20 protein-coding genes are annotated in these 21248 nt (G+C 52.5%); 15 read left to right on the top strand and 5 right to left on the bottom strand.

Features of this window, described 5'->3' with window-relative positions:
* The first annotated feature begins 4 nt into the window (after window positions 1-4).
* A complete protein-coding gene (locus tag IRT44_RS04605) occupies window positions 5-1288 on the top strand; it encodes an MDR family MFS transporter (RefSeq protein WP_171564004.1) in 1284 nt (427 codons plus the stop codon).
* A 223-nt stretch (window positions 1289-1511) separates the two neighbouring features.
* A complete protein-coding gene (locus IRT44_RS04600) occupies window positions 1512-2213 on the top strand; it encodes a uracil-DNA glycosylase (protein WP_230077535.1) in 702 nt (233 codons plus the stop codon).
* 16 nt (window positions 2214-2229) lie between these two features.
* On the opposite strand, the gene IRT44_RS04595 is transcribed toward IRT44_RS04600, so the two are convergent.
* Entirely contained in the window at window positions 2230-2874 is a 645-nt protein-coding gene (locus IRT44_RS04595) for a thiamine diphosphokinase (RefSeq protein ID WP_212133648.1), read from the bottom strand.
* A gap of 298 nt (window positions 2875-3172) precedes the next feature.
* Here IRT44_RS04595 and IRT44_RS04590 point away from each other — a divergent pair, with 298 nt between their 5' ends.
* The 5 genes from IRT44_RS04590 to IRT44_RS04570 all read left to right on the top strand — a co-directional run bounded on the left by IRT44_RS04590 (window position 3173) and on the right by IRT44_RS04570 (window position 10159).
* Window positions 3173-4069, top strand: a complete 897-nt coding sequence (locus IRT44_RS04590) for a GNAT family N-acetyltransferase (RefSeq protein ID WP_212133650.1) — start codon at window positions 3173-3175, stop codon at window positions 4067-4069.
* A 147-nt stretch (window positions 4070-4216) separates the two neighbouring features.
* Window positions 4217-5374 carry a THUMP domain-containing class I SAM-dependent RNA methyltransferase gene (locus IRT44_RS04585; protein WP_212133651.1) on the top strand — a complete coding sequence of 386 codons (1158 nt, stop codon included), beginning with the start codon at window positions 4217-4219 and terminating at the stop codon, window positions 5372-5374.
* A 31-nt stretch (window positions 5375-5405) separates the two neighbouring features.
* A complete protein-coding gene (locus tag IRT44_RS04580) occupies window positions 5406-8168 on the top strand; it encodes a DUF4855 domain-containing protein (RefSeq protein ID WP_230077534.1) in 2763 nt (920 codons plus the stop codon).
* Between the two features lie 458 nt (window positions 8169-8626).
* Entirely contained in the window at window positions 8627-9487 is an 861-nt protein-coding gene (locus tag IRT44_RS04575) for a leucine-rich repeat domain-containing protein (protein WP_212133652.1), read from the top strand.
* 135 nt (window positions 9488-9622) lie between these two features.
* Window positions 9623-10159 (top strand): C39 family peptidase, encoded by a 537-nt coding sequence (locus IRT44_RS04570; RefSeq protein WP_230077533.1) that lies wholly within the window; start codon window positions 9623-9625, stop codon window positions 10157-10159.
* A gap of 254 nt (window positions 10160-10413) precedes the next feature.
* Here IRT44_RS04570 and IRT44_RS04565 read toward each other — a convergent pair whose 3' ends face one another.
* Window positions 10414-11670: an MDR family MFS transporter gene (locus IRT44_RS04565; protein WP_171564011.1), complete on the bottom strand. Its 1257-nt coding sequence runs from the start codon at window positions 11668-11670 to the stop codon at window positions 10414-10416.
* Between the two features lie 632 nt (window positions 11671-12302).
* On the opposite strand from IRT44_RS04565, the gene IRT44_RS04560 reads away from it, so the two are divergent.
* The 5 genes from IRT44_RS04560 (at window position 12303) to IRT44_RS04545 (ending at window position 16395) form a co-directional block, all read left to right on the top strand.
* The gene (locus IRT44_RS04560) at window positions 12303-13415 is read left to right on the top strand and encodes an aminopeptidase (RefSeq protein WP_171564012.1); all 1113 of its coding nucleotides are present in this window, start codon (window positions 12303-12305) and stop codon (window positions 13413-13415) included.
* Between the two features lie 164 nt (window positions 13416-13579).
* Window positions 13580-14833 (top strand): helix-turn-helix domain-containing protein, encoded by a 1254-nt coding sequence (locus IRT44_RS04555; protein ID WP_230077532.1) that lies wholly within the window; start codon window positions 13580-13582, stop codon window positions 14831-14833.
* Between the two features lie 14 nt (window positions 14834-14847).
* Window positions 14848-14976, top strand: a complete 129-nt coding sequence (locus IRT44_RS19310; protein ID WP_256379840.1) for a hypothetical protein — start codon at window positions 14848-14850, stop codon at window positions 14974-14976.
* A 211-nt stretch (window positions 14977-15187) separates the two neighbouring features.
* Window positions 15188-15358, top strand: coding sequence for a hypothetical protein (locus IRT44_RS04550; protein ID WP_230077531.1), 171 nt, complete (start codon window positions 15188-15190; stop codon window positions 15356-15358).
* Window positions 15359-15462: 104 nt separating this feature from the next.
* On the top strand, window positions 15463-16395 hold the full coding sequence (locus IRT44_RS04545; RefSeq protein WP_212133706.1) for an RluA family pseudouridine synthase: 933 nt from the start codon (window positions 15463-15465) through the stop codon (window positions 16393-16395).
* A gap of 73 nt (window positions 16396-16468) precedes the next feature.
* Here IRT44_RS04545 and IRT44_RS04540 read toward each other — a convergent pair whose 3' ends face one another.
* On the bottom strand, window positions 16469-17209 hold the full coding sequence (locus tag IRT44_RS04540) for a YncE family protein (protein WP_230077530.1): 741 nt from the start codon (window positions 17207-17209) through the stop codon (window positions 16469-16471).
* A 192-nt stretch (window positions 17210-17401) separates the two neighbouring features.
* Here IRT44_RS04540 and istA point away from each other — a divergent pair, with 192 nt between their 5' ends.
* Together istA and istB are read left to right on the top strand one after the other, a co-directional pair.
* Window positions 17402-18625, top strand: a complete 1224-nt coding sequence (gene istA / locus IRT44_RS04535; RefSeq protein WP_008409807.1) for an IS21 family transposase — start codon at window positions 17402-17404, stop codon at window positions 18623-18625.
* Window positions 18622-19389: an IS21-like element helper ATPase IstB gene (gene istB, locus IRT44_RS04530; RefSeq protein ID WP_008409491.1), complete on the top strand. Its 768-nt coding sequence runs from the start codon at window positions 18622-18624 to the stop codon at window positions 19387-19389. Before istA ends, istB begins: the two co-directional genes overlap by 4 nt.
* A gap of 381 nt (window positions 19390-19770) precedes the next feature.
* On the opposite strand, the gene IRT44_RS04525 is transcribed toward istB, so the two are convergent.
* Both IRT44_RS04525 and IRT44_RS04520 read right to left on the bottom strand, forming a co-directional pair.
* Complete coding sequence (locus tag IRT44_RS04525) at window positions 19771-20157, bottom strand: YiiX/YebB-like N1pC/P60 family cysteine hydrolase (RefSeq protein ID WP_230077529.1); 387 nt, start codon at window positions 20155-20157, stop codon at window positions 19771-19773.
* A gap of 57 nt (window positions 20158-20214) precedes the next feature.
* Window positions 20215-20481, bottom strand: coding sequence for a hypothetical protein (locus IRT44_RS04520; protein WP_230077528.1), 267 nt, complete (start codon window positions 20479-20481; stop codon window positions 20215-20217).
* Window positions 20482-20651: 170 nt separating this feature from the next.
* Between IRT44_RS04520 and IRT44_RS04515 the strand changes: the two genes are divergently transcribed.
* Window positions 20652-21248 (top strand): TetR/AcrR family transcriptional regulator, encoded by a 597-nt coding sequence (locus IRT44_RS04515; protein WP_212132586.1) that lies wholly within the window; start codon window positions 20652-20654, stop codon window positions 21246-21248.

Here is a 21248-nt window from a genome sequence, read left to right as displayed (position 1 = left end):
AACCATGAGATTTCGCGACCTTCACATCAACATCAAGGTGCGCCTGCTGACAAGGTTTTTAAGCATTTTGGTCGGTGCGACGATTTTTCCGTTTATGTCGATATACTTTACGGAAAAACTGGGGCAGGCGATCGCCGGGGTTCTCATGCTGTCAACGGTCATAACCACGGTGATTATTAGCTTCTACGGCGGATTTTTGGCCGACAGGATCGGGCGGCGAAAAGTGATGATCATGTCGCAATCGGTACTGCTAGGGGCGTACTCCGTCATGACCATCGCCAACTCCGAGTGGCTCGATTCAGCCTGGCTCACCTATGCGATGCTGCTGGTGCAAAGCGTCGGCACCGGCATGCTGTTTCCCGCCGTGGACGCCATGATCATCGACGTGACGAATCAGGAGAATCGCCGGTATGTCTACAGCTTGAACTACTGGTCGATCAACCTGGCCATGTCGATCGGTGCGCTGGGGGGCGGCTTTCTGTTTCAAACGCACCGGTTTGAATTGTTTCTGCTGTTCACCTGTGTTCATGTGTTAACGCTGATCATGTTTGTCTTGTTTATGACCGAATCGCACCAAACGAAGCGGAATGAACAGGTAAGAAACAAGGCGGTGTGGAAGGATCTGCTGCAAAGCTATCGGCTCGTGGCCAAGGATCGCACTTTTCTCTTTTTTTGTCTCGCAGTGTTGTTGGGCAACGCCCTGCTCAATCAGAAAACCTATTACATAGCTGTTCGTCTTCAGCAGGAGTTTGGCAGCCAGCTTCTGAACGTGGCGAATTGGTTTTCGCTCAAGATCGACGGGATCAGAATGGTTGGCATCATGCAGACGGAGAACACTATTTTGGTTGCCATGGGCATGTTGTTCGTGACGAAGTGGATCAAACGGTTCTCGGACAGCCTTGTGCTGCGAACAGGCGTGTTCTTGTACATGATTGGCTTCGCCGCCTTGGGAAGCAGCAACGGGCTGTGGATTCTGCTCCTGGCGGTGTTTGTCGTGACATGCGGCGAATTGTTGTTGACGCCGGTAAGCCAGTCCGTAATCGCTGATCTGGTGAACGATGAAGCGAGGGGGTCCTATATGGCGGTGTACGGACTGGTTGGTCATGGGGGAAGACTTCTGGGCGCTGGCGGCATCCTGGTCGGGGTGCTTGTGCCATCCTGGATGATGAGCGGACTCTATGTTCTGATCGGAATCTTCATGCTCTGCTTGTTTCACTACGTGTTAAAACAGCGTCAGCAAAAAAACGAGACCGACGCTGCTTCTCACAATACACCGCTCCCTGTGTAGTGCCGTAGATATGTCGGGGGAGCGCAACAGGGCGCCCTTGATTGTCCAGGGGTGCCCTGTTGCGTTTGATTGTTCCGCTGGCTGGATGTCCGGTACCCCTGCGTCGTTCGCGTGTATTCGCGCACTGGGAGAAGGGAGCGGCCAGCTCGGGGAAAGTTATCGCCGGACCCGTCTCTTTTTGATACAGTAGACAAAGGAGAAGAAAAAGCAAGGTGTGAAGGATATGGCAATTTTGCACAACGATTGGGCCGAACTGCTGGCGGACGAATTTGAAAAACAGTACTACCGGCAGTTGCGGCAGTTCCTGAAGGCGGAATACCAAAGCCGCACCGTGTATCCCGACATGTACGACATTTTCAACGCGCTTCATCTGACGCCGTACCGGGAAACCAAAGTGGTGATTCTCGGTCAGGACCCGTATCACGGACCGGGACAAGCCCACGGCCTCAGCTTTTCCGTCAAACCGGGGGTTGCGCCTCCGCCATCACTGCAAAACATCTTCAAGGAACTGCAGAGCGATCTGGGCTGTGCCATCCCCAATCACGGCTATCTGGTTAGCTGGGCAAAACAGGGGGTCCTGCTGCTCAACTCAGTGCTGACCGTGCGCGCGGGCAGCCCCAACTCGCACAAGGGGATGGGCTGGGAGCAGTTTACCGACCGGGTCATTGCCGTCCTAAACGAGCGGGAAACGCCGATGGTCTTTATTCTCTGGGGGCGTCACGCGCAGGAAAAAGCAGCGTTTATTGACAAGCAAAAGCATTGTGTCATTCAATCCCCGCATCCAAGCCCGTTTTCGGCCAACCGGGGCTTTTTCGGCAGCCGGCCGTTTTCCAGGGCCAACCGCTTTTTGCGGGAGCAGGGCTTGGGCGAAATCGACTGGCAGCTTCCCCTACAGGTGGAACTAACCGCCGCAGGAGAGCAGTAAGCGAGGCGCGTTTTCGTTAATCCTTGCTGCGGATGACAAGCAGGCACCCGCTTGCGACGGAGATTGTCCCGCTGTCGGCCGTCAGCACGTTGCTGATGCCCAGCGTGTCACCGAGGCGCAGCGTCGCATGTTCCAGCGGATATTGAAATCCGGACAGGGTAATGCCGGTCACTTCCGGGGTGAGCGGCAGCAGCGAGATGTGGGGAAAGCGGCTGGGGCCGAGGGTCAGCTCGCGGTCGACGAGCATGATGTCATTGGCAGCATCGACGATCCGGCAGCGTACGCCGCTGCGCAGCCCTTTCCACAACAGGTGAACGTTGGCCAGCGTGTGATCGAAACGGGACCCCAGTGCCCCCGTCAGGACAATCTCCTGCGCGCCCTGATCCAGTGCCCAGACGAAGCCCATCTCCGTGTCGGTCATATCTTTCAAGACCGGGTCGCAGGAGCGCACTTCTTCGCTGTGCGCGCTGATCTCCGCCCACTCCTCAGGCGTGACCGAGTCAAAATCGCCGATGGACAGGCGGGGCCGAAGACCGTGGCGGATGAGAAACAGCGCTCCCCGGTCGACACCGACCAGACAGTCACCCGCCTCTACTTCCTCAAGCGCCCAGTCACCCAGATTGCCTCCTGCAAACAGGATGATTCGTGTTGGATTGCTCATGATTTTTTCCTCATTCCGTGTCGATTGCGTTTGTCATCCCCAGATCGTTTTTCCTGGGAGCAGGCCCGTCCTACCCAATCAGGGGCTCCGGGCCCGAAAACGGTTCTCTTCCACAATATCATGGACCCGCCCTGATGTGCCAATGAAGATGAGCCCATCCGCTTCACCTGCCCATAGACGGTCCTCGCGAAAGATCTAGCCGGCGGTCATCGCCTGTCATGCAATACCAGTGAAAATAATTGAATGTTTTGGATTTTGTCGATTAAAATCATTTTATCAACTGCAGGAAGGTGAAGCGATGATTGTCGTCAAGCGCATGAATCAATGCACGCTGGCTGAGGTCACACTGGCGTGGAACCGGGGGTTTGAGGGCTATTTTGTTCCGGTGACGATGACGGAAAAAAGTCTGCTGCAGCGGCTGGGACGGGAGGATTACGCACCATCCCTGTCTGTGATTGCGTTTGCGGACGGGGAACCGATCGGTCTGGTCGCCAGCGGCGTTCGCACCATCAACGGGAAAAAAGCGGCCTGGAACGGAGGCACCGGCGTTGCTGCGGCGTACCGTCGGCAGGGCGTTGGACGCCGATTGATGGAGGAGACGCTGGCCCTGTACCGCAAAGCGGGCGTCGAGCTGGCGACGCTGGAAGCGTTCCGGCAAAACGAGCAGGCGATCGCCCTCTACCGGCAGTTCGGTTATGAGGTGACGGACCGGCTGCTGTTCTTGCAGCGTACCGACGCGCTGACGGATCGGCCGTTTGGCGATGTCACTTCCGCCCCCTACCGGCTGCGGCATGGCATTCCCCAGGAGGCGGCGGCGCTTTCCTTTTACGAGGCGGACGTGCCGTGGCAAAACCAGTGGCCCAGCCTTTGCGATGGAGAGGCGGTCTTCGTGGAAGACGAGAACGGCGAGACAGTCGGTTACGCCTTTTACAAACGGACGCTGGACGAGGCGGGCAAACCGACCGCTATCGTATTGCGGCAGTGTGCGTACCTGCCCGGACGGGCTGATGCGGAGGCGATCGTTCGTTTTGCGCTTGCCCATGTGTGGGGATCGCCGGAACTGGCCTGCACGCGTTCTACCTTCAACCTGCCGGCCTCCTGCAAGCTGGTGGTGAGCGTGCTGGAACAGGCCGGGTTTCAGCCCTCCGGCATCGAACAGGTATACATGATCCGTCAGATGGAGCAGGGCGGCTAGGTGATTGAGCTTCTTGTCGACATGTGAAGCGTCACCCGTCTCGATACAGGACTTTTGTTTGACAAACATGACCAACGCATCTGTCAAATCGGGTAATATAGTAGAGGGGTTTCACCCTGCCATATCCGAACGACAGGAGATTGTATCATGCAGAAAGTAGAATTAATTGCCACGGCGACATTTGGCCTGGAAGCCGTGGTCGCCCAGGAAGTAAGGGCGCTGGGCTACGAAGACGTCAAGGTGGACAACGGCAAGGTGACGTTTACGGCAGACATTTCCGCGATACCGCGGGCAAATTTGTGGTTACGAACGGCGGATCGCGTGCGTCTTAAAATGGGAGAGTTTCGGGCGACGACGTTTGACGAGCTGTTTGAGAAGACCAAGGCGCTGCCCTGGTCGGACTGGCTCCCGGAAAACGCAACGTTTCCGGTGGAAGGCAAATCCGTGAAATCGACGTTGTTCAGCGTGCCCGACTGTCAGGCGATCGTGAAAAAAGCGGTGGTGGAAAGCCTGAAAAAAACGTACAAGCGGGACTGGTTCGAGGAGCAGGGGCCGATGTACAAAATCGAGGTGGCCTTGTTGAAGGACGTCGCCACTTTGACCATCGACACGTCGGGACCGGGGCTGCACAAGCGGGGATACCGCGGATTGATCGGCGCGGCGCCGTTGAAAGAGACGATGGCGGCGGCGATGATTCTCTTGTCCCGTTGGAAGCCGGACCGCGTCCTGATGGACCCGTTTTGCGGTTCTGGAACCATTCCGATTGAGGCCGCCCTGATCGGGCAGAACATCGCCCCGGGAATGAACCGCGAATTCGTCTCCGAGAGCTGGCCGAATATCCCGAAGACCGTGTGGCGGCAAGCCCGCGCGGAGACACACGATCTGGCCCGCTACGACCAGAAGCTGGAGATCATCGGCACGGACATCGATGACGAGATTCTGCGGGTCGCGCGGCGCAATGCGGCCGAAGCGGGCGTGGAGGACCAGATTCACTTCCAGCGCATGGACGTGCGCGACGTCCGTACCAAACGCAAGTACGGTTATCTGATCTGCAATCCGCCGTACGGCGAACGGCTGGGCGACTGGAAGCAGGTAGCACGGTTGTATCGCGACATGGGTGAGGTTTTTTCCGCGCTGGACACGTGGTCGTTTTACGTGCTGACGTCGGACGAGCAGTTTGAGAAGCATTTCGGCCGGACGGCCAGCAAGAAGCGAAAATTGTACAACGGCAACATCAAGGTGGACTACTACCAGTTTTTCGGCCCGAAACCGCCTCGTCCGGCAGTGGTTGTGCCGGATGCGTAATACAGAGAAGCAATATGTTGGAGGAGGAAACATGGTGTTGAAGCGTATGGCAGCCAGGGCAATGACCGTTTGTCTGGCGCTGTCGATGCTGTTTACTCAGGCCGCAGCGGCCGCTGGTTCCGCGACGGCAGCGGAGCAGCAGGGTGGGGAACTGCCCTACGAGCAGAACGTGAGCTTTTCCGATTTGCAAAACAGCTACGCCCGGGAGGCTGTCAACCGGCTGGCTGCGGTTCAGCTGATCAGCGGCCAGGGCGGGGACCGCTTTTATCCGCAAAAGCCGATGACCCGGCAGGATGTGGCGGTGCTGCTGGCCAAGGTGATGGGCGTGCAGCCGAAACTGCCGAAACAGGCGGTGTTTGCCGACGTGCCGGCGGACAGCCCGTACGCTCCGTACGTCTACGCACTGGCGGAGCTGGGGGTGATGCAGGGACGAAGCGATGGCAAGCTGGGAGCAGCCGACCCGTTAACCCGGCAGGAGATGGCCGTTCTGCTGACACGGCTGTGGAAAGCGGGCGGCGGCCAGATGCAGAGCGCAGACGCAGCACCGTATGCAGATGAGGAGGAAATTGCCGACTACGCCCGGCAAGCAGTGACTGCTGTTACCGCCCAGCGCTGGATGCAGGGAGCTGGCGGCAAATTCCGCCCGCAGGGGACGGTGACCCGGGGCGATGCCGCGATCATCGCCGAGCGCGTGCTGAACGCTCGCTCCCAGCAGGCGGAACAGGCCGATTTTACGCTCAATGCGGCCAAGCTGTCGGTCATGACGGGCACCAGCACACGGGTGGAAGTGGCGCCAACCGTCGGGACTTTGCCGTTTTCCCCCGTCTTTGCCTTTGACCGGCCGGAATTGGGCACCGTGCTGCCGGACGGCACGTTTGTCGCCGGACCCACACCCGGAAAGGGCACGCTGACCGTGACAGTGGGGTATCGCACGAAGGAGATTCCCGTGGAAATTACCGCTGCGCCAGCGCCACAGGCGCAGGATGCAGTGGAGCCAGATAAACAGCTGGAGGAAACCGGAGGGGAAGTGAAGGCGGACACGGCGGCTGCGGGTGCGGAGAAAAAGGCTGAAGCTGGCGCGAGCGAGACTGACAAACTGGCTGCGGGCGAAGCCAACAAACCGGCCGAAACCGCCCAATCCGACGATGGCGTAGATGGCGATCAGACCGGATCGGACACAACACCGGCCGCAGCTGATCAGGACGGGGATGGATCAGAGCCTGTCTCACAACCTGCAGAGGAAGATGGCCTGATCAACTTCGCGCCGGGCAGCTTTACCTCTGTCCAGACGATGGGCAAGCCCGATGCCTATTTCGCCCAGGTGGAAAAACAGTACCCCGGCCCGGTAGGCGGATTGGTGACCCCGTCGGAGACCTGGACCGGTTACTACCGTCTGTTTGGGCGAAAAGTGACCGTCGCCCTGGATGAGGTAAAGCGGCTGGAGCGGGTAACCCTGACGTTCCAGCAGCAAAAAGGCTCGGGCATCACCATGCCGGAATGGATGGACGTGGAAGTTTCCCGAGACGGCAGGGCCTGGTATTACGCCGGTAAAGCGAAGCATGACGTATCGCCGGCGGAGGAAGCGGTGGTGGTGCGCACGCTTGCTGTGACGCTGCCGAAAGTGGAGGCACGATACGTCCGCGTCTCGTTCCCGGTAAAAGTGTTTGCCTTTGCCCGCCAGTTGGAAGTGTGGGGGACCAATCTGAGCAGGGGTGAGAGCCCGTCCGTCCTGCTGCCGCCGGAAAATCAAAAGCAGACCGTTGTCGAGGATAAAACGGTCCGCCGCGTGGAAAACATGCTGCTGGCCTATTCCGGTGCATACGGTGAGCGGGGCATCTGGCGGAAGGAAGATTTCCTGCCGATGGTCGGCTATCTGACCAAGGACGGGTACATGGTCGACCAGATGTTTGACACGGTGCTCTTTTTGCCGTATCAAATCCTGCCTTCAACCAAAGAGGGTTGGAAGGAATACATGAATGACCTGTTCCGCACCGGCCAGCAGCTGGAAGCGCTGAACGACGCGATGCGCGAGTTCAACCGCCTGCGGGGGACGTTGTACGGCACACCGACGGTGGAAAACGTCGTGCTCGCCCTGCCTTATCCCAATCCATCCCAGATGGACTTCGGCAGTCTGGACGACAAGCAGCCGTCCCTCTCCTTTAACGCCCGCCAGGTGGGCGAAGAGCAGGCGTATGAAAACCGCAAGCAGGCGCTGGAGTGGTACTACCGGGAGCTGAAAAAGCGCTGGGACAAAGCCGGTTTTGCCTATCTGAGGCTGGAGGGCATCTACTGGTTCCACGAGCTGATTGATGACAGCGCGCCCAAGGAGCGGGAGCTGATTCGTCACATGGCCGGCATCGTGCACGACGACGCGCTCCGCTTCTACTGGATTCCGTACTTTGGTGCGCCGGGGCTGGCCGAGTGGAAATCGCTCTACTTCGACTACGCGTTCCTCCAGCCCAACTACTACAGCGACAAGCCGGTGCAGCTCGACCGCCTGGAAGGCACCCTGGACGTAGTGAACAAGTACGACATGGGCGTGGAAATCGAAGGGGACGAGCGGATGTACCGCGATCCTAAGTTTTACCAGCTCTACTACAACCAACTGGTGGCAACGCACAAGCTGGGCCTGGATAAAAACCGGATTCACGCCTACTACTTTGGCTCCAAAACGCTCTTGGAAGCGGCCAACAGCGACGATCCGGTGATCCGGGGCATCTACGACGATACCTACAAGTGGATGCGCGGCCGTTTTGACCGGAATGAGTATTTTCTGCCGGAAGTGATGCCGTAGGGCATTGCCGCGCTGGAAACGGGAAACAACAAACCTCCGTGGTGATGACAGCCGCGGAGGTTTGTCGTAGTGGACGTGCATGTAGGAGGTGGTCACGATTAAAGAAAATTTTGTACCTTTCCTGCTTTTGCTGATCCTTGTCACTTCCCTGTATGACATTTTTAAAAAGAAGTGGATTTTTCGGCCGATCAATGGAGGGGCGATGTGCGTTATACTCTATCAGATTAGCCCTGATCATTGGTGGACAAGTCTGATCGTGCTGGTTTTCTTCTATGTGTTTGAATGGTGGAGACACCATCGAGCCTGACAACGCCGGAGAGGGAGTATTCGTTGGCCAGCAACAAGCGTTTCCGTGAATTCTCTCTTAATACATTAAATGCGCAAGCTATAGAGAAATGGGTTAATTTACCATTCAGGGAAATTATGTTAGACTCAGGGAACAGAAAGGAGTGATAACATTGAAGAAATTCGGAACCCTTCTGTTAATCATTGGCATTTCAACCTATTTGACAGGATGTGCGCCAACTGATTCAAATCCTTCTGCCTCTCGCCAAACTTCTGTCAGTCAAACAACTATAGAAGAAAACGTTCCATCATTTGTTTTAGAAGCCGTTGCTCAAATGTTACGTAAACCAGTGAATGCCATTGAAAAAGAGGACTTTACAAAAGTAAAAGAGTTGCATTTGAATGTTGGAGAATTGGGAGAAGATCAAAAAAACAATGTTTATGATCTTTCAGTCATCGCCGGTATGAAAAATCTAAAAGATCTGTACATCGATCACATCAAAATTAAAGACTATAATTTTTTAGCAGAATTGCCGCAACTTGAAACGCTCAACTTATCCGGTGTTCAAATGAACCAATTGCCGTCATTTGATCAATTTAACAACTTACGAAGTCTCTCTTTAGAAGATGGAGACATTTCTGATTTGCACTTTCTCCAAGATGTGACTTCACTCCAATACCTCAACTTGAGGAATAACAAGATTACAGACATTGCTCCCATTCAGTCACTAAGCACATTAACCTTCTTGGATGTTTCAGATAATCCGATTACCAGCATTGATTCAATAAAGAGCTTTTCTAACTTAGAACGCTTTCAAATGCGAAATACATCGGTTGATAATCTTGAATCGCTAAGTCAATCACAAAACCTAAAATATCTTGATATACGTGGGTCAAAAGTGACTTCTATAAAACCATTGTTGAATTTAGCTAAACTCGAATTTTTATTAGCGGATCTTGAAAATATCGATGACATAAATCTTTTACCGAAAAAAGTGCAACGTTCTCAAGAGTCGATATTAGAGAAAGAATAGTGTTAGATTCTTTAAGAAACATCAAGTTTTTTAATTTTTTTCCGAACGGTTGTTTTTTTACCATTATTTTTCCTTAATAGGTGAGCGGTAAGGAGCCGCGGCATTTACAAAACCTATTGAGGAGGATTGAATCTTATGGCTACTAAAACTTTTTCCCGTGATTTGGGCACCACGAGTTTCAAGCAGTTCGACAGTAAGTGGGCAAGTAAAACTACATCATGCGGTGGAACAATGCGTTCCGAAGGTTGCTACATCACGTCAATCGCTATGATTTTCAACAGCTTTGGCGACAATGTTGATCCTGGTACTCTGCTGGACAATTTGAAAAACACCGGTAAAGATTGTCCGATTGACTGGAATGCTGCTGCCTCTCGGTATTCCCATACCTATCATGGAAAAATGTCTGGTACATTTGACAAATTGAAGGCAGACATTTTTGACTTAATTGTAAATGAAAGAATCCCAGTAATGATCCACGTACCTAATCATCTTGTTGTTGCAAAAGGATTTAAAGGGACGCTCTCAGTTGACGTAGACGGCTCTCCATACTACAGCCAAATCACTCCAGAGATGATTTTGGTTAACGATCCAGGTAGCAGTTCTAACCAAACGTTGCAGGACGTTATTAACCAACGAGGGGCAGTCGATTATTACACTTACTACACGGACTAAGTCTAAATGTATAAGTCTCCCTAATAAGACGGGAGACTCTTCTTTGTTGACATACGCTGGCTGGAGTACCAGTGTCCTTAGGCAATATCATTAACCCCTTGTATGCCTTCGAGAGCTTGCTCCAAGTGGAAGCTTGTAAAAACGTACACCCCTTAGTCATGGGAAGCCCCTCGGGAAACCGATGATGACGTGAAGGGGTGTGTTGTGTGCAGGAAACGTGACTTGTCCGGGCCGGCGGCTGACGAAGCGTCTGCCTATGGCTGTCGGACATGCGCGTCAGTTTTCTTGGCTTGTGGAATCAGCCGGAACATGTACACGTAGAGCAGCGCACTCACCAGCGTGAGCCCGAGAATGACCGCGAAAACGCCGACGGGGGAGAGTCGCTCTGACAAGCCGATGGTCAGCGGCGCGAGGAACCGGCCGATCGAAAACTGCAGCGAGGACGCCCCCATGTACTGGCCGCGTGCGTCCTCCGGCGCGTATTTGCTGATGAAGCTTTGGGCCACGGGGGTGCGAATCAGTTCGCCCAGCGTCATGATGACGATGCAGCCGAACAACAACCAGATGTTGACCGTAAAGCCCATCAGGAACAGGCCGAGACCGCACAGAACGGACGACAGCACGAGACTGTTGCGGTCACTCCAGTTTTCAAACCGGCGCGTGACCGGCAGCGTGAACAGCACGACCAACAAGCCGTTCAAGCCGATCAGCCAGCCGAACGCGGAGGTGCCCCCAATCGAAAACGACCAGTCACCCCACCAGACGAGCGGCTGGATGGGCACGTGTTCCTTGACGTACAGCGCCATGAACAAATCGAGCTGCATGAAGGCGATCGCGATCAGGACACCCGCTCCGATGTAGATGGCAAACGGCTTGTCGCGAAAAATCACGACATAGCTTTGGAACTGCTCCTTCAATGAGAACGCTTGGCGAGCACTTCCTGCCTGGTGCGACGGCAGTGTCTCCTTGATCCAGACGTATATAGCAAGGCCGAACAACAGTTCGACGATCATGCAGATAAGCAGCAGTTCAAACCGGTGGTGCACGAAAAAGAAGGAGCCAAGAACAGGCCCGGCAACGACGCCAATGTTCATCGCGGTGTAAAAGGTGGCAAATATCAGGCGCCGATCCTCTTCCGATGTCAGGTCGGCCACCATCGCCGAACTGGCCGGCCAGTACAGGGAGCCGGCAATCCCGATGCCGATAAAGGCGATGTAATCAACCCAGGGCGAGGGAGAAAAGGCAAACAGCCCGAACATCGTCGAAGACAACGCGATGGACATCAGCATCGTCGTACGTCGGCCGATCCGGTCGGCCAGGTATCCTCCGGCCAGGTTGGCGAACATCCCCAGCAGCGGAGGTACGGTCAGCAGCAGTCCAGCCTCCTTTTTGCCGAACGCGTCGCTGAAATGAATCGCCATAAAGGGAAAGTACATCCAGAAAAACGTATGCGTAATCAGCTCGCCGAAAAGCCTGATTTTCAAATTTAGGTCCCAAGAACGCCAATGCATGACAAGAATCCCTCCGATTTCTCGATGGTTTGCTGTCTGCAGGCGCCCTTCCCACGGCGTTTTCCATCCGCGCGCAAATGCAAAAGGAGGAACGAAAAAAAGCGCAATCGGGAGAAGCGAGACCTCTACCTCTTCCGCATGCGCTTGCTCGACAAGGTCGGGATACGGGCACGGGGAAACGGACGAGTGCGAAAACGGCGCGTTTTCACCTGCCCATGCCAGGAAGCCAATGGTGACAGCTGTCCGGCCCGGCCCCTTATCGAAAAGGACGGAAGTGGTTCAGGCGTCCTGCAGCTTTCTTGCAAGACAGGGATGTGAAAGGGGCGGAGACCCCTCGCACAAGGTCCCCGTCCTATGCCAGAAAAACTGCAGCAATCGCCATGAACCAACACTCCCATCCTTTGACTGTTCATTCAAAAGATTTGTACAGATAAACACTCTTTGATGACTAGAATACTCCATAGATGTGAAAACATGCAAGAAAAATTTTTTATCCACCAGCGGTTCCGCTGTTCGCCGATTGTGTGCGGGTGGGCGCTCCGAATACCGGTAATGAGCAGTCTCATAATTGAAAAGTATCTGTCCATTCGGTAAAATAATTTTTATCTATTGCACCCTGGGGAGGAGTTAGGATGTTGGATCCACGTATCGGCAAGCTGGCGGAAACTCTGCTGAATCACTCCGTTCGTTTGCAGGCACAGGAATGTTTGTTGATTGAAGTACGCGGAGAAGGACAGGCGCTTGCCAAGGAACTGATCAGGCAGGCGTACGCCAGGGGAGCGTATCCGTTTGTGCGGTTCATCAATCCGGCCATACAGCGTGAATTGATGATGGGCGCTGACGAAAGGCGGGCGTCCTACCAGCTCAAGTGGGAACAGGCGATGTTTCAAGACATCCAGGCGTTTATCGTGATCAACGGGCCCACCAACACCAGCGAGGCAGCCGACGTGCCCATCGAGCGCAGCCGTGCCCATCAGGCGGTGATGCAGCCCCTTTCCGACTACATCATCACCCAGATGCGCTGGGCGCTGCTCAACTACCCGACGCCGGCGATGGCCCAAAGCGCCAACATGTCCACCGAGGCGTTCGCAGACTTTTACTTCGACGTCTGCTCACTGGACTATCAGAAGATGCACGAGGCGTTTTTGCCGCTGAAAGCACTGATGGAGCGGACGGACAACGTGCGCCTGGTCGGGCCGGGTACCGACCTGACCTTTTCCATCAAAGGCATGCCCAGCGTGATTTGTTCCGGCGAGGCGAACATTCCGGATGGAGAGATATATACGGCGCCGGTGCGCGACTCTGTGAACGGCACGATTACGTTCAACACGGCCACCACGTATCAGGGTACCCGGTTTGAAAACGTGCGGCTCACGTTTGAAAACGGCAAGATTGTAGAGGCGACAGCCAACAACACCCAGAAGCTGAACGAGATTCTCGACAGCGATGAAGGAGCCCGCTACATCGGCGAGTTTGCCATCGGCGTCAACCCGTACATCCTGCACCCGATGAACGACATTTTGTTTGATGAAAAAATCGCCGGCAGCTTTCACTTCACTCCCGGGCGCGCCCTAGAAAATGCGGACAACGGCAACCGCAGCCAGGTGCACTGGGACATGGTGAATATCCAACGTCCGGAGTACGGCGGCGGCGAAATCTGGTTTGACGACGTGCTGATCCGCAAAGACGGCCTGTTCGTCCTGCCGGAGCTGGAGGCGCTCAATCCGGACAAGTTGAAAGGCTGAACAACTGAAATTGGACGTCTGGCCCGTTTATCCAAGCGGGTCTTTTTTTGTCGCAGCGGTCATTACCGGGAAAGATAGTAAAATATTTACAGTAAATTGAATCTTGTGATAATCTATATAAAAAAGTTAAAAAGGATAAACAACTTTCGTAGGGGGCTTCTGCTATGGTAGAGGACGTTCGAGAGATGCTTCTGAGGTATCGACTCCAGGAGAACATCACGCTCAGTGAGTTGGCGGAGCGGACAGGTGTCAGCAAAAGCGTCCTGTCACGGATCGAATCCGGGGAAACGAAACGGCCCGGATTTGCCACCTGCAAAAAAATATCGCAGGCGCTGCAGATTCCCTACGCATCGCTAATCAGCGCGTACCTGGACATGACCGAACAGGCTGAAATGCTGAAGTTTCTGCTGGAAGAGGCTGTTTCCCTGAATAACAGGTCGCTGGTTCGGAAAGCGGCGCAAAAGTTGCTGGAGACCCCTAAATTGGACCCCTTTCTTGCCCTGGATACGTTGCTGCATGTCGCAAAAGAAAAAGAAGAGGCGGAAATCAAACTGGCCCTGTATGACGTATTGATAGACTATACCAGAAGACGCGGCATTCCTTACTACCTGGCAAAAGGGTTACTGGAACGGTATGAAATCGAACGCGACCACTTTACCCAATTCGAGGAGATTTACCGAAGAGGAAAGGAAATGCTGCATTACATCGAATACCTGCACCCGATGGAGCGAATCACAGCCTATTATCGTTTGGGCGTACATGCGTACATTCTGGATTACTATCAGGAATGCATTGATCTGTGCAGCAAGGGGATTCGTGAAGACCAAACCGACAACAAACATAAAGCCTCCGCTCTGATTGCCATAGTCAACGCGTATCTGCGCCTGGACGATCTCATTTTGGCCGAGCTTTACCTGAAAAAGTATGAAAAAAGCGAATATGCGGACTACCGCAAACACCACCTCCGGGCACTGCTGTATGCAAAGAAAAGGGAATATGACGAAGCAATTCGTCTCTATAAAGAATGTCTTAATGAAGCTAAGCAGGATGCTCGAATTTCAATTGTCAGTGATCTTCTGGAAGTATATCTGGAAACCGGAAGAAATGACTTGATCAACGAGTTGATTGATTCTGAAGATCATTTTTTACCTGTTGACTGTCATCCACACAGGATCAAAAATGCCGCTATATATTACCAACGAAAGAGCATGTGCCAGTTCTCAATGGGACAGATTGACGAGGCGAACGACAGTCTTCTGAAAAGTATTGAATACTATCGGCAGCTTGGCGATTCTGAAAAGGTGATCGAGTGTTTCGGCCTGCTCGTAAAGCACCATCGACTAAGCAGCAGAAAATTGTCAAACAAGCATATGGAAATAATTGAAAAAATATGCTATATTAATGAAATAATGGCATAAGGAGGTGTGTTCCTGTGAAAACTTTGCTGTCGCTGCTTGCGTTTGCATTCCTCTTCACCGCAACCGCTGTCCCCGCAGCACTGCCACATCAAAATGGACAAGGTTCTATTGTCGTAACGGGTGCTGACCCGGACTGGGACTAAATCAATTGAGGATCTGAAATCAGCTTCCCCCACATTGAGATGCACACTCTCAATATGGGGGTAATTTTTTTGGCAAAGATCATGAGCGTGCGCGGAACAACTCCTGATAAGCACAGTTTCACTACTTTCTAAACAAATATGTTTACAAACACCCTCGTCGCATATTATACTTATCATACAGAAAAGTATGGTAAGTGAGGTGGATGTAGCCATGATCCGTTTGGGATGGAAACGTCGGCTGCATGTGATGTTTGCCGGGAAACTGCTGGGACGGGAATTGTACGCTGATGAGGGGTATGTGACACAACTGCTGGAGATGGGCCAGCAGGAAGCGATCACAGAGTTTGACCGCGACTTGCAGGCGGTGATTGTTCGCCCCTGACACGGCTCGAGGTCGTTCCCTCTTTTCACGGCAGAGGGAGCGCTGGCACAGCAGCCTGCTTTTTCAGTACAATGGGGAGAAAAGCGTGAAACAGAGGGATTAACGTGAGTCGCAAGGGATGGTTAGAATACGTCGTGACACAGGAGGATGCGGGGCTAACCGTCGAGCAGATTGCCCGGCAAAAACTGAGCGTATCGGGGCGAATGCTGCAGCGGTTGACGCGGAGCAAAGGGATATTGCTGAACCGCAAGTCTCCATTTTTGCAGCGGCAGGTAAAGGCCGGCGACAAGATAGCGGTACGGGTGCAAGACAACAGACTGGGGCAGGATAAGGGGCCGGCGATGAAGGCATCTTCCCTTCCGATGCCACCTGTTGTGCAGGTAGATGTGCTGTTTGAAGACGATCACCTCTTGGTCGTATGCAAACCGGCGGGGATGATGGTTCACCCGACCCGCCGAGAGCAAGGAAACACGCTGGTGCACATTCTGGCCGATCAGTACCGGTACAAGGGAGAGAACATCCAAATCCATACGGTACATCGTCTGGACAAGGAAACGTCCGGTGTCATTTTGCTCGCCAAAAGCAGCTACGGTCATCTACTGGCTGACCGGCTGCTGCGGGAAGGGAGCATCAAGCGGGAGTACCTGGCTGTCGCCTCCGGTGTGGTGGAGAACGATGCAGACACGATTCATGCCCCGATCGGCCGCGACCCGCGCCACCCGACCAGACGGCGTGTCATGGACAGCGGTGATCCGGCTGTCACCCACTATGAAGTGATTGCCCGGTCAGAGGAGGCCACATTGGTGCGTGTATGGCTGGAGACGGGACGCACGCACCAGATACGCGTCCACTTTCAGCACATCGGACATCCCCTGGTGGGCGATGCCATGTACGGAGGAAACAGTGGGCTCATACGGCGGCAGGCCCTGCACGCCTGGAGGCTTTCGTTTGTGCATCCGGTGAGCGGCGAAGAGATTGTGTGCACTGCCCCCATGCCGGAAGACATGACAAGCCTGATCACCCGGCTCCGGTTGTAGGCTGGGGACCCGCACCCGTCGGGAAAGCTGGGACACGTAAGTCCGGCAGCTTTCCCGGTTGTATGACAAGGCTTCATTGTACAAGAAAGTCCTGGACCTTCACATCTTCGTTGGGCAAATGGATGACCTGTTCGATCTTAAACGATTTGCCATCAATAATTGCCATTTGTCCTCCGATTTGAGGGTGATTCTCTGTTTGAGACAATACATACAACCTGCCATGTTTCATCTGGGCAGTCATATAAGGCACCTCAAATGTGACGTTCTTCTTGATGGAAAATTGATCGTCCAGGACGAACAGACCAGTATTGCCGCTAGAGGTGATATAGGTGATGTAAATGGTATTCGGATCAACCAAGAATATTTTGTCTGCTTCCGCTGCCTCGTCAGGATAGGCGATATGGGAGATTTCTCCGGTATCTGCATGAATGCGGGTCAGACTGCCATCGGTGTTTAGCAGCAAGTAATCATGTACCTTCAGCATCTCTGTAGCGCCATCCTTCACCTGATAACTGCGGATAACGTTTCCGTCCTTTCTGTTAATGACATGGACCTCGTTTACTTCTTTTTCGGCGTTGTAGTTTAACACGTATATACGGGATTCATCATACGTGGCGCTGCTTAGATACGATGGCAGGCGGATGCTTGATTGCGTGCCGAAGATTGAGTCAGTGATGTACAGTGTATTCTCCTGGAGGCTGGTGTTCAGGCTTTCGATTCGGATGTGTTTATCCCGGATCATAAACGTATAGGGGGCGGCTAAGGCGTGTTCCGTTTTGTGAAAGTCATCGTCGATCGTGTAATACTTTGACATGTGTTCTGCAGGCAGGATCAGATTGTTATTGGTGTCTTTGATGAGATAAGGGGTGTCACTGAATGAATAGGTAACCTTCTTGTCACCGCCGGGATATAATTGACCCAGGTTCGCCGGAAAGAAAATGACCCACCCATAGCGAATATATCCCCTTCGTAATTAACGGCCAAGTTAATCTTCGGAGGGAGACACATGCTAAGGAGTGGGATAGTGATATCGTTACATACCATGAGGGCAGAAGGCAAGAGTATTCGTGAAATTGCCCGTCTAACGGGGCATTCTCGAAATACAGTTCGCCGATATCTCCGGGGTGAATTCTCCCCCGAAAAGGGAACCCGTAAATCTCGTGGTTCCAAGCTTGATCCGTATAAACCGTTCCTGCAGGAACGTCTTCAAGAAGGTATCTATAACTGCGAGGTTTTATTCGATCTTCTACGAGAAAAGGGGTATACCGGGGGACGTACCATCTTGAAAGACTATGTGAAGGACTTCCGTCCTCCCAAACAAGTTCCCGCTGTTCTTCGTTACGAGACGAAACCTGGTGAATATGCACAGGTCGACTGGGGACTGTGTGATTACGTAGATTTGGACGGTACAGTCCGAAAAGTGCCGGTATTTGTCATGGTATTGGGGTACTCTCGTTCCACCTATATAGAGTTCACTAAGCGTTGTGACATTCACAGCTTTCTTCGTTGCTTGATTCATGCTTTTGAATATTTTGGGGGCATCCCAAAGGTAATGCTGACCGACCAGATGAAAACCGTCGTACTGGGCATGGGAGATGATCGAAAACCTCGCTGGCATCCGCTTTTTGCCGACTTTGCTGCAGCGATTGGGCTTGTTCCAAAAGTATGCAAAGTTCGACGCCCCGAAACAAAGGGAAAAGTGGAACGAGGCGTTCAATACGTAAAAAACAACTTTCTTCCTGGCAAACGCTTCGTTGATTTACAGGATCTCAATCAACAAGCCCTACACTGGTGCGAGCGGATTAACCGCCGTATTCATGGAACAACCGGCGAACGTCCCATCGACCGACTCCGTGAGGAAAATCTGTCGCCTATCCCTTCAGCTGAACGATGGGAAAAATACTTGCATGAACCGAGACAGGTCAGCCGAGACGGATTTGTTAGCTACGATGGTGTACGATATGGGGTTCCATGGAGGTACAGTGGACGTGAGGGTACCGTGCGAGAAGTGAATGGGTGGGTGGAAATCTGGGCCGACGGCACATGTATTGCTCGACACCAAAAGGTCTATCGATCCCGTGCAACTGTTTTTTGTGAAAACCAGTATGCAGGTCTTACGACTGCTCAAGGATATGCCTATCCACGTCCGCAAGCCCGACAGATTTCATCGCAGCAAGTGGAAGTGCGTTCGCTGGATGTCTATGAGCAGCTGACGGGGGTGGGAGCATGATTGAACTGGAACAGGCACGGCTACGTCTTGAGGAACTTGGGCTTCAGCAAGCGGCTCTACTCTTGGATGCCCATTTGGAAGCGGCAAGTCATGGACAGCCCACCTATCTGTCCTTTCTCAACATGCTTCTAGATGCAGAGATAGCGGAACGTCAAAAACGGAATATGGAGGTACGCACCAAACTCGCACACTTGCCTTACCGAAAAACGCTGGAGGAGTTCGATTTTGCTTTCCAACCCAGCATTGACGAACGGTTGATTCGAGAGCTGGCCACGATGACTTTTGTAACCCGACACGAGAATGTCTTGTTCTTAGGGCCTCCCGGAGTAGGAAAAAGTCATCTGGCGGTGGCGTTGGCTGTAGAAGCCATCTCGCAAGGGATATCCGTTTACTTTGTCAGTCTCTCGCAACTCATCGAAGATCTGCGAAAAGCTTACACGGAAAACAGGCTGGATAAACGCCTACGCATCTATATTCGACCAAAGCTCCTGATTATTGACGAAATTGGTTACTTACCGTTTGACAGTTTGGCAGCTAACCTCTTTTTCCAGGTAGTAAGTGCAAGATACGAGAGAGGGAGTATTCTGTTGACCAGCAACAAGAGTTTCGGTGAATGGGGGGAACTGATGGGCGATCCGATACTTGCTACGGCTATCCTGGATCGGCTCTTACACCATTCCCACATCGTCAATATTAGGGGGAATAGTTACCGACTTCGTGAGAAGATGAGGACTGGAGCCTACGGCTCCCCCTCTACCACCTAACCAACAAAAAATCGCCGGGTGGGTCAATTCTAAACCGGCGATGGTGGGTCAAAATAAAGTCGGCGTTGACACTTCTCAAATGATTGACCGTCATTTGTGGCCACAATATAGGTGCGGCCCATAAACGGGTGTGAATACAAAAACAGGTATTTGTATTCGCTCGCTTTTTTGCTCACCGAAGTGGGCTCTTGAAACGAAAGTATTGCCGCGATGACCAGAACCGCGAGAGAGAAACATCCCCCGAAGAAGAAAAATCCCCAGATGATCCTTTTCAGATTGTTCGCAACCATTAGTTTTCACCTACAGTAAGGAATTTATCGATTTTCGATGCTGAAACCTTAAAAGGGAAGAGTGTGCGCGAACCACACTCTCCCAGTTCCATTAATATTCAACGGTGAGCTTCGACTCGGCAATATCTGCTGGCGTTACGATAAATCCTCCATCGGCATCTACGTCAAAGCCTTGTTCATACCATGCTTTCCACACTAGTTGCGAGCAATAAAAGCCTTTTGTAAAATGTTTTTCAACATTTAGTTTGTATGGTTTGCCTAGCTGGCTGTAAGCGTATTTCTGAGCGTTAACGTAATCTTCTTCATCCGCTCCCTTGACATAATACTTATAGGCAGTCTTGAACCTTTTTCCCCAGTTGTTTTTATACACCCTTACTCCATCATCGGGCCAAGCTTCCACAATGTAATCGTTGTTTTTCCTTACGATCGCAGCGTGGCCATGATTCCAGCCTGAGGTCCTGTTATCAAATGTAATCAAGATATCCCCTACTGTCCCCATTTTGCCGTTGGAGCTTCGTGATTTTTTTGTGTTTTGCTATTCTACAACAAGTTTATATTTTTCAGGCGCATGTTTTTTCAACTCCTCAAGAGCAGTTGCACTTTTCGTAGTTCGGAGTGTTAACTGTTTTCTTGCATTTTCGGTTTCCAGTTCTTCTTTTGCCAATTCCGCTTGAACCTCTGGGGAAGATAAATCCAGGTAACCGTTTTGGCTAGTGGAGGAAGCCTGGGCCAGCAATGGCAAAGCTGAAATACTCAAGGTTGCAGCGAAAGAAAAGGCTAACAACAAGTTTTTCATTTTCATATAAGGTTGACTCCTTTCCAGAAAAAATTAATACTATCCGGATAGTATTCGTGATATACTATAATTTGGGAAAATTCCCTTGTCAATGACAAAATTGCAAAAAGAGGGTGAATTCCAAAATGACAGAAAACAAGCACAAGATCAAAAGTCAGGAGTCATACAGAAGACTGATGGAAGCATCCAACAAAGTCTTTGCACGGCACGGCTACGTAAACGCGTCGATTGATATGTTGACAAAGGAAGCCGGGTATACAAAGGGAACATTTTACCTGCATTTTGCCAACAAGGAAGAGTTTTTTTTAACATTGATGGAAGCTAAGCTGGAAGCATTCAAGGAGCACTTTCTGCCGCTGCTGCACATCGACGAGCCCATGGAGAAGTGGATCGATCGGGGCATTGCTCTGTTTTATGAGATCAGTACCGAAGAAAACTGGATTCCGATCTATTTTGAGTTCTGCGCAAACGCGATCCGAAATGAAAGCGTGAAGGAGCGAATGTCTGCGTATTATCGGGAATGGATCGACATGATCAGCATGGTGCTGCAAAAAGGTGTACACATGAAGCAATTGCCGGAAGACCTTGACACCAACAAAATGGCCGCTTCCATCGTGGCCATCCTGGACGGGTACAATTTGCAGCGCAGTATCGCGGGCAGCAGCATTGACCCCAAAGCACTGGCTCAGATCATAAAAGGGCTGCTTGGATTGCCTGTGAGAAAAAACGAAACGGAAGAGATCGAGGGAAGAAAGGCAGGGGAGGATGAGTGA

This window comes from Brevibacillus sedimenti, assembly GCF_020923495.1.
Lineage (GTDB): Bacteria > Bacillota > Bacilli > Brevibacillales > Brevibacillaceae > Brevibacillus > Brevibacillus aydinogluensis.
The sequence above is the reverse complement of the archived record's forward strand: the minus strand, read 5'-3'. Positions and strand labels throughout refer to the sequence as shown.

Excerpts from the sequence above, each read along its gene's own strand:
- IRT44_RS04595 (WP_212133648.1), bottom strand. The coding sequence starts at position 2,874 with ATGAGCAATCCAACACGAATCATCCTGTTTGCAGGAGGCAATCTGGGT.
- IRT44_RS04585 (WP_212133651.1), top strand. The coding sequence starts at position 4,217 with ATGCAGAAAGTAGAATTAATTGCCACGGCGACATTTGGCCTGGAAGCC.
- IRT44_RS04590 (WP_212133650.1), top strand. The coding sequence starts at position 3,173 with ATGATTGTCGTCAAGCGCATGAATCAATGCACGCTGGCTGAGGTCACA.
- IRT44_RS04565 (WP_171564011.1), bottom strand. The coding sequence starts at position 11,670 with ATGCATTGGCGTTCTTGGGACCTAAATTTGAAAATCAGGCTTTTCGGC.
- IRT44_RS04580 (WP_230077534.1), top strand. The coding sequence starts at position 5,406 with ATGGTGTTGAAGCGTATGGCAGCCAGGGCAATGACCGTTTGTCTGGCG.
- IRT44_RS04605 (WP_171564004.1), top strand. The coding sequence starts at position 5 with ATGAGATTTCGCGACCTTCACATCAACATCAAGGTGCGCCTGCTGACA.
- istA (WP_008409807.1), top strand. The coding sequence starts at position 17,402 with ATGCTAAGGAGTGGGATAGTGATATCGTTACATACCATGAGGGCAGAA.
- IRT44_RS04540 (WP_230077530.1), bottom strand. The coding sequence starts at position 17,209 with ATGTCAAAGTATTACACGATCGACGATGACTTTCACAAAACGGAACAC.
- IRT44_RS04550 (WP_230077531.1), top strand. The coding sequence starts at position 15,188 with ATGATCCGTTTGGGATGGAAACGTCGGCTGCATGTGATGTTTGCCGGG.
- istB (WP_008409491.1), top strand. The coding sequence starts at position 18,622 with ATGATTGAACTGGAACAGGCACGGCTACGTCTTGAGGAACTTGGGCTT.
- IRT44_RS04560 (WP_171564012.1), top strand. The coding sequence starts at position 12,303 with ATGTTGGATCCACGTATCGGCAAGCTGGCGGAAACTCTGCTGAATCAC.
- IRT44_RS04555 (WP_230077532.1), top strand. The coding sequence starts at position 13,580 with ATGGTAGAGGACGTTCGAGAGATGCTTCTGAGGTATCGACTCCAGGAG.
- IRT44_RS04600 (WP_230077535.1), top strand. The coding sequence starts at position 1,512 with ATGGCAATTTTGCACAACGATTGGGCCGAACTGCTGGCGGACGAATTT.
- IRT44_RS04520 (WP_230077528.1), bottom strand. The coding sequence starts at position 20,481 with ATGAAAATGAAAAACTTGTTGTTAGCCTTTTCTTTCGCTGCAACCTTG.
- IRT44_RS04515 (WP_212132586.1), top strand. The coding sequence starts at position 20,652 with ATGGAAGCATCCAACAAAGTCTTTGCACGGCACGGCTACGTAAACGCG.
- IRT44_RS04570 (WP_230077533.1), top strand. The coding sequence starts at position 9,623 with ATGGCTACTAAAACTTTTTCCCGTGATTTGGGCACCACGAGTTTCAAG.